Origin of the sequence: Alkalibacillus haloalkaliphilus (genome assembly GCF_007991275.1) — a bacterium.
Lineage (GTDB): Bacteria > Bacillota > Bacilli > Bacillales > Alkalibacillaceae > Alkalibacillus > Alkalibacillus haloalkaliphilus.
This window is the reverse complement of record NZ_BJYA01000023.1, coordinates 1-13053: the sequence shown is the minus strand read 5'-3', so window position 1 is coordinate 13053 and position 13053 is coordinate 1. Positions and strand designations below refer to the sequence as shown.

General features: G+C 36.9%; 19 protein-coding genes. 12 read left to right on the top strand and 7 right to left on the bottom strand.

The annotated features are described in order from the left end of the window. The first annotated feature begins 60 nt into the window (after positions 1–60). Positions 61–333: a YutD family protein gene (locus tag AHA02nite_RS13920; RefSeq protein WP_146818344.1), complete on the top strand. Its 273-nt coding sequence runs from the start codon at positions 61–63 to the stop codon at positions 331–333. A 29-nt stretch (positions 334–362) separates the two neighbouring features. On the opposite strand, the gene AHA02nite_RS13915 is transcribed toward AHA02nite_RS13920, so the two are convergent. Continuing rightward, positions 363–632 (bottom strand): cytosolic protein, encoded by a 270-nt coding sequence (locus tag AHA02nite_RS13915; RefSeq protein WP_146818342.1) that lies wholly within the window; start codon positions 630–632, stop codon positions 363–365. A 16-nt stretch (positions 633–648) separates the two neighbouring features. Beyond that, entirely contained in the window at positions 649–936 is a 288-nt protein-coding gene (locus AHA02nite_RS13910) for an SAV0927 family protein (protein ID WP_146818341.1), read from the bottom strand. Positions 937–1053: 117 nt separating this feature from the next. On the opposite strand from AHA02nite_RS13910, the gene hepT reads away from it, so the two are divergent. Both hepT and AHA02nite_RS13900 read left to right on the top strand, forming a co-directional pair. After that, the gene (hepT, locus tag AHA02nite_RS13905; protein ID WP_146818339.1) at positions 1054–1503 is read left to right on the top strand and encodes a type VII toxin-antitoxin system HepT family RNase toxin; all 450 of its coding nucleotides are present in this window, start codon (positions 1054–1056) and stop codon (positions 1501–1503) included. 1 nt (position 1504) lies between these two features. Continuing rightward, positions 1505–2269 (top strand): TIGR01457 family HAD-type hydrolase, encoded by a 765-nt coding sequence (locus AHA02nite_RS13900; protein ID WP_146818337.1) that lies wholly within the window; start codon positions 1505–1507, stop codon positions 2267–2269. A 4-nt stretch (positions 2270–2273) separates the two neighbouring features. On the opposite strand, the gene AHA02nite_RS13895 is transcribed toward AHA02nite_RS13900, so the two are convergent. Next, complete coding sequence (locus AHA02nite_RS13895) at positions 2274–2762, bottom strand: phosphatidylglycerophosphatase A family protein (RefSeq protein ID WP_146818335.1); 489 nt, start codon at positions 2760–2762, stop codon at positions 2274–2276. Between the two features lie 139 nt (positions 2763–2901). Here AHA02nite_RS13895 and AHA02nite_RS13890 point away from each other — a divergent pair, with 139 nt between their 5' ends. Next, a complete protein-coding gene (locus AHA02nite_RS13890) occupies positions 2902–3864 on the top strand; it encodes a 2-hydroxyacid dehydrogenase (RefSeq protein WP_146818334.1) in 963 nt (320 codons plus the stop codon). A gap of 43 nt (positions 3865–3907) precedes the next feature. Here the strand turns inward: AHA02nite_RS13890 and AHA02nite_RS13885 are convergent, their stop codons facing one another. Beyond that, positions 3908–4129 carry a NifU family protein gene (locus tag AHA02nite_RS13885; protein WP_017186767.1) on the bottom strand — a complete coding sequence of 74 codons (222 nt, stop codon included), beginning with the start codon at positions 4127–4129 and terminating at the stop codon, positions 3908–3910. Between the two features lie 173 nt (positions 4130–4302). On the opposite strand from AHA02nite_RS13885, the gene AHA02nite_RS13880 reads away from it, so the two are divergent. Genes AHA02nite_RS13880 through AHA02nite_RS13865 form a run of 4 tightly spaced genes read left to right on the top strand, consistent with a single transcriptional unit; the run spans position 4303 to position 6231 of the window. Further along, positions 4303–4626: a DUF1462 family protein gene (locus tag AHA02nite_RS13880; RefSeq protein WP_146818332.1), complete on the top strand. Its 324-nt coding sequence runs from the start codon at positions 4303–4305 to the stop codon at positions 4624–4626. 58 nt (positions 4627–4684) lie between these two features. Beyond that, on the top strand, positions 4685–4924 hold the full coding sequence (locus AHA02nite_RS13875) for a YuzB family protein (RefSeq protein WP_017186769.1): 240 nt from the start codon (positions 4685–4687) through the stop codon (positions 4922–4924). Between the two features lie 24 nt (positions 4925–4948). Then, complete coding sequence (gene dapF / locus AHA02nite_RS13870) at positions 4949–5824, top strand: diaminopimelate epimerase (protein WP_146818330.1); 876 nt, start codon at positions 4949–4951, stop codon at positions 5822–5824. A gap of 50 nt (positions 5825–5874) precedes the next feature. Beyond that, on the top strand, positions 5875–6231 hold the full coding sequence (locus tag AHA02nite_RS13865) for a HesB/IscA family protein (protein WP_146818328.1): 357 nt from the start codon (positions 5875–5877) through the stop codon (positions 6229–6231). Positions 6232–6282: 51 nt separating this feature from the next. On the opposite strand, the gene AHA02nite_RS13860 is transcribed toward AHA02nite_RS13865, so the two are convergent. Further along, complete coding sequence (locus tag AHA02nite_RS13860) at positions 6283–7272, bottom strand: NAD(P)/FAD-dependent oxidoreductase (RefSeq protein ID WP_146818326.1); 990 nt, start codon at positions 7270–7272, stop codon at positions 6283–6285. A 295-nt stretch (positions 7273–7567) separates the two neighbouring features. Between AHA02nite_RS13860 and AHA02nite_RS13855 the strand changes: the two genes are divergently transcribed. The 3 genes from AHA02nite_RS13855 (at position 7568) to AHA02nite_RS13845 (ending at position 10001) form a co-directional block, all read left to right on the top strand. Then, positions 7568–8788: an NAD(P)/FAD-dependent oxidoreductase gene (locus AHA02nite_RS13855; RefSeq protein ID WP_146818324.1), complete on the top strand. Its 1221-nt coding sequence runs from the start codon at positions 7568–7570 to the stop codon at positions 8786–8788. Positions 8789–8943: 155 nt separating this feature from the next. Beyond that, positions 8944–9261 carry a YuiB family protein gene (locus tag AHA02nite_RS13850; RefSeq protein WP_146818322.1) on the top strand — a complete coding sequence of 106 codons (318 nt, stop codon included), beginning with the start codon at positions 8944–8946 and terminating at the stop codon, positions 9259–9261. Between the two features lie 77 nt (positions 9262–9338). After that, positions 9339–10001 (top strand): 3D domain-containing protein, encoded by a 663-nt coding sequence (locus tag AHA02nite_RS13845; protein ID WP_146818320.1) that lies wholly within the window; start codon positions 9339–9341, stop codon positions 9999–10001. A gap of 48 nt (positions 10002–10049) precedes the next feature. On the opposite strand, the gene AHA02nite_RS13840 is transcribed toward AHA02nite_RS13845, so the two are convergent. Next, on the bottom strand, positions 10050–10523 hold the full coding sequence (locus tag AHA02nite_RS13840) for a divergent PAP2 family protein (RefSeq protein WP_146818318.1): 474 nt from the start codon (positions 10521–10523) through the stop codon (positions 10050–10052). A gap of 139 nt (positions 10524–10662) precedes the next feature. On the opposite strand from AHA02nite_RS13840, the gene AHA02nite_RS13835 reads away from it, so the two are divergent. Beyond that, positions 10663–12150: a leucyl aminopeptidase gene (locus AHA02nite_RS13835; protein WP_146818316.1), complete on the top strand. Its 1488-nt coding sequence runs from the start codon at positions 10663–10665 to the stop codon at positions 12148–12150. Between the two features lie 44 nt (positions 12151–12194). Here AHA02nite_RS13835 and AHA02nite_RS13830 read toward each other — a convergent pair whose 3' ends face one another. Beyond that, complete coding sequence (locus AHA02nite_RS13830) at positions 12195–12806, bottom strand: biotin transporter BioY (RefSeq protein WP_146818314.1); 612 nt, start codon at positions 12804–12806, stop codon at positions 12195–12197. Positions 12807–13053 lie beyond the last annotated feature (247 nt).

Below are 13053 nucleotides of genomic sequence, written 5' to 3'. Positions count from 1 at the left end.
AAACATGAGAGCGTTATACAATGAATTTATGGTACACTAGATTATGCAGAGGTGATACGAATGGAATTACAAGGACAAACTTATGAACTAATTTATAATTACCGTGATGGCTTTCAAGAAGAAGTGTTGGAAGAACGATTCACAGATATATTAACTAAATATGATTATATTGTTGGTGATTGGGGATTCGGACAACTTAGGCTTAAAGGGTTTTACGATGATCATAATCAGAAAGCTACATATGATACAAAGGTTTCGACGCTAGAAGATTACTTATATGAGTACTGTAATTTTGGATGTGCTTATTTCGTCTTAAAAAGAGTCGAACAATAAATGACCGGAAAACTCAAAACGAGTTCCGGTCATTTTTTGCTTTCGTCATCTAAACCTTCATCATGAGGGAAGTTTTCAGGCTTATGGGCAAAAGGATATTTTCTTGGTAAATCTTCGTGTAATTGTTTATTTTCGTAGTTGAAGTTTGAATAATGTCTTCTTTTAGGATCATGTTCTCTTTCTTGCAAAGGTTGGTCGTTTGGTTGTCCATAGTTACCGTCAGGAAATTCTTCAGGCACTTGATAATTTTGTTGGACTTCGACTGTTGCGAAGTCATCATGCTTTTTTCGTTTTCCCACTGTATAACCTCCTTATTTAGTTAACAGCAGTGGACCCATCATTAAATACATTAGACAAATAACCATGTAACTCTTCTGCTTCATAGTTATTTAAGTGTAAGAAATGGCAAAAGTAATCAATGTCTTCAATTTGAGAGTCGCATACTTCTGTATAACGCGATTTCTGTAGATCAATTATTAGGCTCTTATCATGGTCACGGTCGCTTTTAACTATTGCAATGTCATAACGCCTTGCATCTCCCATGAAACTAACGTAGCGAATTTGCGCTTCGTTTGTCTCATCTGAAAGAGTTCTGTTAAGCATAAGTCTCAGCTCCTGTAATATTCTTCGGTTATAGCATGCCTCGATTTTGAAAAATTATGAGGATACAATTTATAAAGTTAAATGTGGTAAACTAATGGTTGAAAGGACGTGTTTACAATGTATTTTGTAGATCAAGAAAAAATTGATGAAACCTTATCATATATGGATGGACTTTTAAAAACTTATGAACAAAACACTTTCGAAACACTTCAAGATTTTTTAGCACTAGAAAGAATCGTGCATATGACGATTGAATCGATCATTGATGTCGGCAACATGATGATTGATGGTTTTATTATGCGTGATCCCGGTAGTTATGAAGACATTATTGACATTTTAGTTGATGAAGAAGTAATCTCACAACAAGAAGAGAAAGCGTATAAAGATGTGATTGCTTTAAGAAACATGATAGTAAAAGAGTATATTCACATTAATCATACTCAAATTGTAGAAGTGATGAACGGACATATAAACGAGCTAAAAACATTTTCTAATCACGTTTTCACATACTTAGAAAAGGAAATGGGACCAATAACTGCGTTCAAAAAGAGAGAAGGTGAAGTATAACTTGAAAAATTATAAGGCATATTTCATCGATTTAGACGGAACGGTTTATAGAGGTAAAGAGCCTATTCCAGAAGCTAAAATGTTTATTAATGATATACAGGCAAAAGGAATCCCACATTTGTTTGTTACTAACAATTCATCACGTACACAAGCTAAAACGGTTGAAAAGTTAAAAGAGCATGGTATTGAAGCTAAAGAAGAACAAGTGCTTACACCTTCTATTGCTGCAGCTAATTATATTGATCAGCAAAAGAAAAATGCTAAAGTTTTTATGATTGGTGAAGAGGGTGTAAAAGATGCCCTTATAAATAAAGAATTAACTATAACTGAGCATGAGCCGGATTATGTTGTCGTTGGAATTGACCGTCACAACAGTTATCAAAAGATTAAAGAGGTTTGTCTCATGATCCAAAATGGTACTCAATTTGTAGCCACGAACCCTGATATACGTGTACCAACCGAAGAAGGTTTTGTCCCAGGTAATGGGGCTTACGTCAATTTGATCAAGCAAGTAACGCAAAAAGAGCCAATTATTTTAGGGAAGCCAGAGCGTTTAATGATTGACGTTGCACTAAATGAAATTGGGGTAAAACCAGAAGAGGCGGTTATGGTTGGCGATAATTACAATACAGATATTATGGCAGGGATTAACGCTGGTTTAGATACACTTCACGTACAAACGGGGGTGACATCTAAAGAAGACTTAAAAGAAGTAGATATTCAACCAACGTATACTGTAGAAACGCTGGCTGAATGGAAAGTATAGAGGTTTAATCGTCTTCAACACGGTATTCTTGACTATGTGCTAAACGGCTTGAGGCGGCTGCAGCGATAGCACCTACAATGTCATCTAAAAATGTATGACAACCATTTGCTTTATCATTTAGAGCTTCAAGAATACCGGGTTTCACTTTATCGATATAACCATAGTTAGTAAACCCAATGGACCCATAAACATTAATAATCGAAAAAGCAATAATTTCATCAATCCCATATAATCCTTCATCATTTTCAATCATAGTTTGTAGTGGTTCTTTTAATTTATTTTCTTCAGCTAACTGATCAATTTGAATGCCAGTTATAATGGCATTTTGTACTTCTCTTTTTTGCAATACTTTGTCAACATTCACAAGACATTCTTCTTCAGATAAGTACTCATGATACTTAGATTGAAGGAAATGGACGAGGTCAGCAATATCTTTCCTACTAACACCGCGTTCTTCTAATAGTTGTAACGCTTTAGATTCTAGAGTTTCCATAATTTAGTCTAATCCTTTCCCATATCTTTTTTATTATATTTATGCTGTATTTTAGTTAAAAATAATAGTTAGTATTTGTTATATTGTACGTTAACAGTAAAATCATTCAATAAGCATATAAATTATGTGAGGTGAGCCTATGTCAAAGCCATTTGTATATATTACGCGCAAAATTTCAAATGATGTCGTAAAAGATTTAGAGGAGTATTTTACAGTAGAGATGTGGCAGGAAGAAGAGGAAGTTGTTCCTAGAGATGTGTTGTTGAACAAAGCAAAGCAAGCAGACGCTATTCTCTCGATGTTAACCGACTCAATCGATGAAGAGCTATTATCACAATCAAATAACCTTAAAGTTGTGGCGAACATGGCTGTTGGTTATGACAACATTGATGTAGAATCAGCTAAACGTCATCAAGTGACTGTAACTAACACTCCTGATGTATTGACTGACACGACGGCTGATTTAACGTTCACATTATTGATGGCTACAGCTAGAAGGTTGCCTGAAGCGGTTGACTATATTAAAGATGATCTTTGGAAATCGTGGTCACCGTACATGCTAGCCGGATCTGATATTCACCATAAAACGTTAGGAATTGTTGGGTTAGGGAGTATAGGTCAAGCGGTTGCAAAAAGAGCGACAGGGTTTGATATGAACGTTATTTATTACAATCGATCAAGAAAAGAAGAAGTTGAAAGCCAGCTTGGTATTCAATATACTTCTTTTGATGAGTTGTTGGAGCAATCTGATTTTGTCGTCTGTATGACACCTTTAACAACTGAGACAGAAGGGCTGTTTAACGAGGAGACCTTTAACAAGATGAAGAATACGGCTATTTTTATTAATAGTTCAAGGGGTGGCGTTGTGAACGAAGATGACCTTTATCATGCTTTGAAGCAAGGGGATATTAAAGCAGCAGGGTTGGATGTTTTCCAAAATGAACCGATTAGAGCAGACCATCCATTACTTAGCTTAAATGAAGTTGTTGCATTGCCACACATTGGCTCTTCAAGCGTCGAAACTAGAACTGAAATGATGAAATTAGCAGCTCGTAATATTAAAAAAGTATTAAATGGCGAGGAGCCTGTGACACCTGTATAAAAAAAGAGCTGGTTAAAGAACCAGCTCTTTTGCGTATAATGGATTAGAAAATTTGTTCTACTTCTTTTACGCCAGGCACTTCTGCGACTAATGCACGTTCAATACCAGCTTTTAGAGTGATAGCTGAGCTTGGGCAATTTCCACATGCACCTTTCAAACGAAGAAGCACGATGCCTTCATCAACATCTACTAACTCAACGTCGCCACCGTCTCTTAGTAAGAATGGGCGTAATTTACCAATAACCTCTTGAACTTGTTCAAACATCGCTCATCTTCCCCTTTCTTATTTATATTATAATGAATTCAGTTTAAAAAATCTATTCATGAACACTAAAACGATAAAATTATTGAGAACCATTTTCATTGTAACTCGATACAAAAGTTTTGTAAAATATAATTAAGGCAATAGTTCGTTTTTCTGACAAAGGGAGGATCATTATGGAGAAGCAAGTTGAGTTAGTTGTTTATGGGGCGGAAGTATTGTGTCCGAGTTGTGTTAATTTACCGAGTTCTAAGGAACAATATGATTGGTTGCAAGCTGCTATTTCTAGAAAATTCGGTGGAAATGGTGTGACATATAAGTATGTTGATATTTTTAATCCACCTGAAGAAGAACCTTATAAAGATTTCGCAACACGTGTTGTTGATGAAGATATGTTTTATCCAGTTGTATTAGTAGAAGGGGAGGTTGTCGGTGAAGGCAATCCTCGTTTGAAGACAGTTTATAAAGCATTAGAAAAACATGGACTACAACCCGAATAAATAGTAAATAAAGGGTTCAAATCAATATATAGAAACAGACTGAGGAGTGTACGAGACTATGAACCCGTTAGTCGAATTTTGCGTTAATAATTTAGTTAGTGGTTCACAAGAAGCATATGAAAAGTTAAGACAAGATCCAGATTTGGATGTAGTGGAATACGGTTGTACGAGTAACTGTGGTATTTGTGCTATGAGTTTATTTGCCATTGTTGAAGGCAGGAGAATTTTAGCTGATACACCAGATGAATTAGTGGATCGTATTTATGAGTATTTAGACGAAGAAGAGTTAAGTATTTAAAGAAAGATCGTGAGGTTATGGTGAATGAAAGTACCTTTTACTAAAATGCATGGTTTAGGCAATAGTTATATTTATATAGATGGATTTCAGTATAAATTAGAAGAGCAAATGATCCCTAAACTTGCACAAGAAGTATCAAACGTTAATACAGGTATTGGTTCAGACGGATTAATCATCGTTATGCCGTCTGAAGAGGCTGATGTTCGTATGAGAATCTTTAATAAAGATGGTTCAGAGGCGATGAACTGCGGTAATGGTTTACGTTGTGTTGCTAAATTTGCTTTTGAACACGGTTATGTGATGAGTTCGGACTTTAAAATTGAGGCTAAATCAGGTGTTGTCGATGCAACCGTTCATCTAGATAATACTGGAAAATTCGTCAACAGTGTCTCAATTGATATGGGGCCACCGATTTTAGAACGTGAACAGATTCCGATGACAACAGAACATGGTTCATCTACAGACCAAGTGATCGCAGAACCATTTGAAGTTGATGAAGAACAATTAGTTGCGACTGCCGTGTCTATGGGGAATCCTCATGTTATTTTTTATGAAGACAATATAAAAGATGCACCAGTTAGTACATTAGGTCCCAAAGTGACGAGCGACCCACGATTTCCAGAAGGGGTAAATGTTGAGTTTGTAGAAATCGTTAACTCGCGTGAGATCATTTTTAGAGTGTGGGAAAGAGGTTCAGGAATTACGCAAGCATGTGGGACAGGGGCATGCGCTGCTGTCGTTTCATCTGTTTTAAATGGTTTTGTGAAAAAAGGTGAAGAAGTCACAGTACATTTAGATGGTGGCGATTTATGGATCTCATGGCTACACAATCATCATGTCCTAATGAGAGGGCCAGCAGAGACAGTAGTTGAAGGTGTTTTCTTTTCTGAACTCACTTAATTGAATGACGTCCGTTTACCTAGTATACTAAGAGTAGGGGAGGTATTATGATGACAATTAATTTAACAGAACCAGCAACTTTACAAGTTAAAGAAATGTTAAAAGACGAAACTGCTGAAGAAGTTTTCTTACGCTTTGGCGTTAAAGGTGGCGGTTGCAGTGGCTTGTCATATAAATTAGGTTTCGATTATGAGAAGAAAGATACTGACCGTGAATTAGAAATTAGTGGTATTCCAGTATTAATCGCTGAAATGGATGCACCAATTATAGAAGGAACGACAATCGATTTTAAACAAAATATGATGGGCGGCGGATTTACAATTGAAAATCCAAATGCAATTGTATCGTGTGGTTGCGGTTCTTCATTTAAAGCACCAGGGGTTGAAGGACAGCCTGGAAATTGCTAATAAGCTAATATTAAAAGGAGCTACGCTATTTCAGCGTAGCTCCTTTATAATTTAATCATTAAACATGTGTGTAGAATGTTTCGGTTGAAGGCGAGCATTAGGGTCCATTCTTGCCATCGCATTGTTTACAGCAGTTGGCCCTTCGCCAAAGCCAGCAGCAATTAATTTAACTTTACCTGGATAAGTAATTATATCTCCAGCTCCATAAATACCTTCAATGTTTGTTTCCATTCTCGTATTAACGACGATATCATTTTTCTCTAACTCTAAGCCCCATTCTTTAATAGGTCCAAGTTGTGAAATAAAACCGTAATTAACAATTAAATCATCAATTTCAACTTCAATTGTTTCATCTGATTTAGTTTTTTGTAATTTCACTTTCTCGATTGCTTCTTCACCTTCAAGCTCATAAGGCATGTAAGGTGTTAGAAGTTCAACAGAAGATTGCTTTAACTGTGCAACACTATGCTCATGGGCACGGAATTGATCTCGTCTATGCACTAAACTCACTTTGTTCGCAATCGGTTCAAGCATTAATGCCCAGTCAACGGCTGAGTCGCCGCCACCACAAATCATGACATTTCGATCACGGAAAGCTTCGATATTTGTAATGTAGTAGTGTAAGTTATGGTTTTCATATTGATCAACATTATCAATTTTTAATTTTCGTGGTTCAAAAGCACCGTTTCCTGCGGTTATTATAACGGATTTTGCATAAAATACTTCTTGATCAGTTGTTATTTTAAATAAATTCTCTTCTAATTTCTCAATCGATTGTACAGCATGATCAAGCGTTATAGTAGGGTTAAACGGTTTAGCTTGTTCATATAACTGATCAACTAATTCTTGTGCTGTTACTTTTGGAAAGCCAGCGACATCGTAAATATATTTTTCAGGATATAATGCAGAAAGTTGTCCACCAATATGTGGCAAGCTTTCGATCACTTGTACATCAGCCTGGCGTAACCCACCGTAGAAGGCTGTGAATAAACCAACAGGACCAGCGCCAATAATAGCTATATCTCTAACGTGTTCGTTCATATCTATTCCTCCAACTCCATAAAAAATCGTATAAGCACCATGAAACATTATAACATCAGATGTATTGATTGATAAATGTTTTGCAAACTAATAAATAACTATATAATAGGCAAATTATCAGAAACATTAGAAATCTAAGAAAGGGTTGAAAAACAGGTAAAAAAGTTCTATGATTATTTTTAGGTGAGTATTACGTTTTTAGACAAAATGTTACGTACTACGTGAAGTAATTCACAAAGAACTTATTTTATTTTTATTTAAACTCTTACAAAATTTTTGGATGGATGTGATGTAAATGAACAAACCGAGCATTGTTGTATTAGGTGCTGGATATGGCGGAATCATGACAACAATCAAGTTACAGAAGATTATTGGTGACAATGAAGCCGACATTACATTAGTAAACAAGCATGATTACCACTACCAGACGACTTGGTTACACGAAAACGCTGCAGGAACGTTACACCATGACCGTACACGTATCCCGATTAAAGACGTTGTTGATTTTAACCGTGTAAACTTCGTACAAGACACTGTTGAGTCAATTGACCCAGACAACAAAAAAGTAGTCTTAGAAGATGGCGAGCTTACATATGATTACCTTGTCATCGGTTTAGGGTTCGAATCAGCTACATTTGGTATTGAAGGACTAAAAGAACATGCCTTCTCAATTAACAACATTAACAGTGCCCGTTTAATTCGTGACCATATTGAGTATAACTTTGCTCAATATAACAACGAAGAAGGGGACCGCCAAGATTTAGTTACGATCGTAGTTGGTGGTGCAGGGTTTACAGGTATCGAATTTGTCGGTGAAGTTGTAAACCGTGTCCCTGAGCTTTGCCAAGAGTATGACGTTGATCCTAGTAAAGTTCGCGTAATTAATGTTGAGGCAGGACCAACTGCTTTAGCTGGTTTTGATGAAGAGCTTGTTGAGTATGCTATGAATCGTTTAGAAGAAAAAGGTGTTGAATTCCGTCTAGGAACAATGCTTAAGAAGTGTACAGAAGACGGTATTATCGTAGAAAAAGACGATGAACAAGAAGAGATTAAGACAAAGAATATCGTATGGGCAGCAGGTGTGCGCGGTAACTCAATCGTTGAAGAATCAGGGTTTGAAGTTAGTCGTGGCCGTGTACCGGTACGTGATGATCTACGCACTCCGGACTATGATGATGTATTTGTTGCTGGTGACTGTGCAGTGCTGTTCAATAAAGAAACAGACAAACCATATCCACCAACAGCACAAATCGCGATGCAAATGGCGGATACAATTGGTCATAACTTAAAGCAGTTAATTAACGGTGGAGAAGAATTCGAATCATTTACACCTGATATTAAAGGTACAGTAGCTTCGTTAGGTCACACAGATGCAATCGGTGTTGTATTTGATGACAAGAAGTTATATGGCCGCTCAGCTTCAATTATGAAGAAAGTAATCGACAACCGTTACCTTGTGAAGCTTGGTGGAGTTGGATTACTACTGAAAAAAGGTAAGTTAGATATGTATCGCTAATATAAATGATTAGCAAAGGTAGTGGCGACCACTACCTTTGTTTTTTGTTCTAAAATATGAAAAAAGTGTGTCCCCTAAGCGTTCGCATTTTTTATGTTCTTTAATTGTGATAAAATTAGTTTAGTTTTGTAATTGTCTAGGAGGATCTTAAGCAAATGGGGATTATACAAGTATTTGTTTTATCTGTATTGTTTTTTATATTGTTTTTCGGTATTGCATTTATTTTAAATATGTTACTACGTTCAACATGGGTTATGGCAATTGTTTTTCCAATTGTTGTTGTGTTCATAGTGGATGATGTACCATTTACATCTTATTTCACACAGCCAGGCGAAGCTTTCCCTGCTTTGTGGGACGACTTAATTAGCTTGCAGGCGGTTGATATGTTTATATTATTAACTGGATTTGCAGGTACGATCGTATCAGGGATCGTTATTAAAATCTTACGTAAAAACGGTTATCAAATGTTTTAAAAATTCAAAAAAATATACGGTAAATGTATAAAAGTTTCTAATATTGGTTACGCTTTGTGGCAAAGAGGTGTTCACAAATGAGTAATCGAATTAGAAACTTTTCTATTTTAATAGTAGGTGTCATCATTACATTTTTCATGGCTTCCTACTTCGTAACGAGCTCAGTACACAGTGAAGAAAATCGTGAATCTAAGGAATTCAAAGTTAAAAGTTCTACAGAGTTAAGTCATAAATCGTTTGCTAGTTCAGAAGAGGAGGAAACTAACCAACTTGAGGAAGTGGAGCTAGCCTCTTTAGACGAAGAGGTAGCCACAGAAGTTGCTTTTAGACATTTTCCTACTCGAACTGTTGTAGCTACTGGTTATACAGCTGGATATGAGTCGACAGGAAAAACAGAAGGCCATCCTTTGTATGGTATAACTTATTCTGGGCTAACTGTTCAACGAGACACGATCTCAACGATTGCTGCTGATTTAAATGTTTTTCCGTTAGGGACAGTTCTATATATCCCGGACTATGGATATGGAATTGTGACGGATATCGGTGGTGCTATTAAAGGTAATAAAATTGATTTATATTACGATACAGTAGATGAAGTGTTTAATAAATGGGGTAAACGTGAAGTAGAAGTTTACGTCATTGAAGAAGGGGACGGACAAGTTACGGAGTCTGATTTGTACTACTGGGAAGAAGCGATCCAATCTGAGACAGTCCCTGTTATTGGAGGACAATATTATTAAATTATTAGAAAAGGCCCGTTTGTTGAAGGGCCTTTTAATGTTTCATAATTAAAAAATACTATAAGTTATAATGGCTAATAAGATACCGGTTAATGCACCGAAAAATACTTCAATCGGCTGATGACCTAACAATTCCTTAAGTTCTTTTTGTTTTTCAGCTTCTTCTTTTTGATCCCAATGTTTAGCATCCTCGACAATTCGCTGAAAATCTTTGACGAGTTGATTTAAAATTGTCGCGTGTTGACCTGCATGGCGTCTAATTCCAGTGGCGTCATACATAACGATAATACTTAATACGCAAGCTATAGCGAAATACGGTGATTCAAATCCGTGTTCAATTGCGATTGCTGTTGTTAAAGCCGATACGGCAGCAGAATGACTACTTGGCATTCCACCAGTACTGAAAGCTAATCCTAAATTAATTTCTTTTGTTGCAATGAATTGAATCGGTATTTTGACAAGTTGAGCAAAGATTACTGCAAATAAAGCGATCAATAAAGGTGTGTTGTACAAAATTTCCATCTATAAAGCCGTCCTTTCTCTATATTTATCATCATACCCTAAATTGATGTCGTAAAAAACGGTTTTATGAAAATATTTATTTCGAATTTTGAATTATTTTGTTATGATAAATTATAATCATAAATCGGAGGGCTGATATATGTTTAAAGTCATTAATGAAAATTTAGAAAACCACCAAACAGATGCTTTAATTATTGGTTTGTTTGAGGAAAACAAAGAAAGTCAAAGTTATTATCAACTTTTAAATGACAAGTTCAATGGTCATTTAGATGAGTTAGTCCAATCAGGAGATATCTCAAATAAGGAAGGATCTGTCTCTAAAGTACATACATTAGGTTTAATTGAAGCTAAAAGACTATACTTCGTAGGACTAGGAAAAAGAGATGCCAAGACAGTTCATACTGTTCGAAACACTTTCGGAAAAGTTTTTAAGCAACTAGCTGAAAGTGGAGTTGCTCAAGCATCGATCCAATTAAATAGTATTGTATCAGGTGAAGACCAAGCCGATTACGTTGAGGCGATTGCTGAAGCGATGGCTATGGCTCCGCACCAGCTACAAACTTATCATACAGATCGTGCAGAAGAGTCAGTTGACTTAGCCAATGTAAAGTTTTTAACAGATCAAAGTCAAGGTGTTGTTGAAGCTGCTAATACAGGCTATGCTTTAGGTAATGGAGCGAATATCGCGCGTCATTTAGTTAACTTACCAGGAAATTTATTAACAGCATCAGACTTGGCTGCCTTTGCTGAAAACATTGCCAGTAAACATGATATTGAGATTGAAGTGTTTGATCATGAAAAGATTAAAGCATACGGCATGGGTGCGTTATTGGCTGTTAATCAAGGCTCAGATGAACCGCCACGTTTTATCGTTATGAAGTACCAAGGTAAAGATACTTGGGAGGATCCTGTCGCGATTGTCGGTAAAGGTATTACGTTTGATACAGGTGGTTATTCATTAAAGCCAAAAGACGGTATTATTGGTATGAAGATGGACATGGGTGGAGCTGCTTCAGTAATTGGTGCCATGGACGCTATCTGTCATATTAAGCCAAAAGAGAACATTATGGCGTTGATCCCAGCGACGGATAATATGATTAGTCATACAGCTTATAAACCTGATGATGTTATTGTTACGATGAGTGGGAAAACGGTAGAAGTTCGCAATACGGATGCAGAAGGCCGTTTAGCAATGGCAGACGCAGTTACTTATGCTAGACAAAACGGTGCTGCTAAAATTGTTGATGTTGCAACCTTAACAGGTGGTGTCGTCGTTGCGTTAGGTGATCAAGTAACAGGTGCGATGACGAACAATGAAAAATGGCTTGGTGAAATCCAAGAAGCATCAGAGCAAGTTAATGAGCCAATTTGGCAATTGCCTTATTTAGATGTTTATAAGAAACAAGTAAGAAAGAGTCATATAGCCGATTTAAACAATTCACCAGGTCGTAAAGCACACGCCGTAATGGCAGGCGCTTTCGTTGGCGCTTTTGCTGAAGATACACCGTGGGTTCACTTGGACATTGCGGGTACAGCGATGGCAGAAGGTGAGCACGATTTAGGTCCAAAAGGGCCAACAGGTGTTATGGCGAGAACATTAGCTAAAACGATGATGAATGTAAAATAAATAAAAAGCGCTAAGGGATGATTACCTTAGCGCTTTTTGCATATTTATTGAGACGTATTGTGAGTCGGTATTGAAGAGTTAACAACTGATAGCCGCCCTAATATTTTCGGAAGCAGAATGGCTGCTCCCATTGTAATCACGAAGTCTTTTATAAAGAAAGGCAGCATAGCAATCGCCCCTTGTGTTAACGTTAATGGTACTTCGAATACAAGGTTAGTTGAAGCGACCATAAAAGGTGTACCAATCAAATAGTTGGCCATTAAGCCAGCGAAGGTAGCTGCGAGATAGACTTTTATATTAGGGTTTTGACTTTTCTCAACTATATACCCAGTCACCCAAGCTACGGCAATAAAGGAGAATAAAAAGCCTCCAGTAGGATAAATGAACGTTTGTAAACCAGAACTCATCTCAGCAAACACAGGCACTCCTGCCGCACCGATTAATAAATAGACAATAACAGTAAAACTTCCTAACTTTCTTCCTAAAATAATACCAGCTAAAATTGCAAAAAATGTTTGTAATGAAAGCGGAACTGAACCAGCACCATATGTAATTTTTAGAAATGGAAACCAAATCGCAATGTTCGCGCCGATCATTAGTAATACAACAAATACAGAACCTAATGTTAATTCACTCGGACTAAACTTTCTCTTCATTTTCTAATTCCCCCTTTCGCTGATCATAATATATCGAAAGGTGAAGGGATTGTCAACTTTATTTTTTTGCGGGTGAACAATAGGGGGTGGTGTGTTTGATTGCAGGGGGGAGACTATTTGGCGCTCACGGGGTATTTTATCGGTGCCCGCGATTATTTATCAGCGCTCACAGGAATTTATCAGCGCTTGCGAAGTGTTTATCAGCGCTCACAGGAATTTATCAGCGCTTGCGAAGTGTTTATCAGCG

Bases quoted from the DNA above. Each gene is read 5' to 3' on its own strand.
- AHA02nite_RS13920 (WP_146818344.1), top strand. From the start codon at position 61: ATGGAATTACAAGGACAAACTTATGAACTAATTTATAATTACCGTGAT.
- AHA02nite_RS13910 (WP_146818341.1), bottom strand. From the start codon at position 936: ATGCTTAACAGAACTCTTTCAGATGAGACAAACGAAGCGCAAATTCGC.
- hepT (WP_146818339.1), top strand. From the start codon at position 1,054: ATGTATTTTGTAGATCAAGAAAAAATTGATGAAACCTTATCATATATG.
- AHA02nite_RS13895 (WP_146818335.1), bottom strand. From the start codon at position 2,762: ATGGAAACTCTAGAATCTAAAGCGTTACAACTATTAGAAGAACGCGGT.
- AHA02nite_RS13890 (WP_146818334.1), top strand. From the start codon at position 2,902: ATGTCAAAGCCATTTGTATATATTACGCGCAAAATTTCAAATGATGTC.
- AHA02nite_RS13885 (WP_017186767.1), bottom strand. From the start codon at position 4,129: ATGTTTGAACAAGTTCAAGAGGTTATTGGTAAATTACGCCCATTCTTA.
- AHA02nite_RS13880 (WP_146818332.1), top strand. From the start codon at position 4,303: ATGGAGAAGCAAGTTGAGTTAGTTGTTTATGGGGCGGAAGTATTGTGT.
- AHA02nite_RS13875 (WP_017186769.1), top strand. From the start codon at position 4,685: ATGAACCCGTTAGTCGAATTTTGCGTTAATAATTTAGTTAGTGGTTCA.
- dapF (WP_146818330.1), top strand. From the start codon at position 4,949: ATGAAAGTACCTTTTACTAAAATGCATGGTTTAGGCAATAGTTATATT.
- AHA02nite_RS13865 (WP_146818328.1), top strand. From the start codon at position 5,875: ATGACAATTAATTTAACAGAACCAGCAACTTTACAAGTTAAAGAAATG.
- AHA02nite_RS13860 (WP_146818326.1), bottom strand. From the start codon at position 7,272: ATGAACGAACACGTTAGAGATATAGCTATTATTGGCGCTGGTCCTGTT.
- AHA02nite_RS13855 (WP_146818324.1), top strand. From the start codon at position 7,568: ATGAACAAACCGAGCATTGTTGTATTAGGTGCTGGATATGGCGGAATC.
- AHA02nite_RS13850 (WP_146818322.1), top strand. From the start codon at position 8,944: ATGGGGATTATACAAGTATTTGTTTTATCTGTATTGTTTTTTATATTG.
- AHA02nite_RS13845 (WP_146818320.1), top strand. From the start codon at position 9,339: ATGAGTAATCGAATTAGAAACTTTTCTATTTTAATAGTAGGTGTCATC.
- AHA02nite_RS13840 (WP_146818318.1), bottom strand. From the start codon at position 10,523: ATGGAAATTTTGTACAACACACCTTTATTGATCGCTTTATTTGCAGTA.
- AHA02nite_RS13835 (WP_146818316.1), top strand. From the start codon at position 10,663: ATGTTTAAAGTCATTAATGAAAATTTAGAAAACCACCAAACAGATGCT.
- AHA02nite_RS13830 (WP_146818314.1), bottom strand. From the start codon at position 12,806: ATGAAGAGAAAGTTTAGTCCGAGTGAATTAACATTAGGTTCTGTATTT.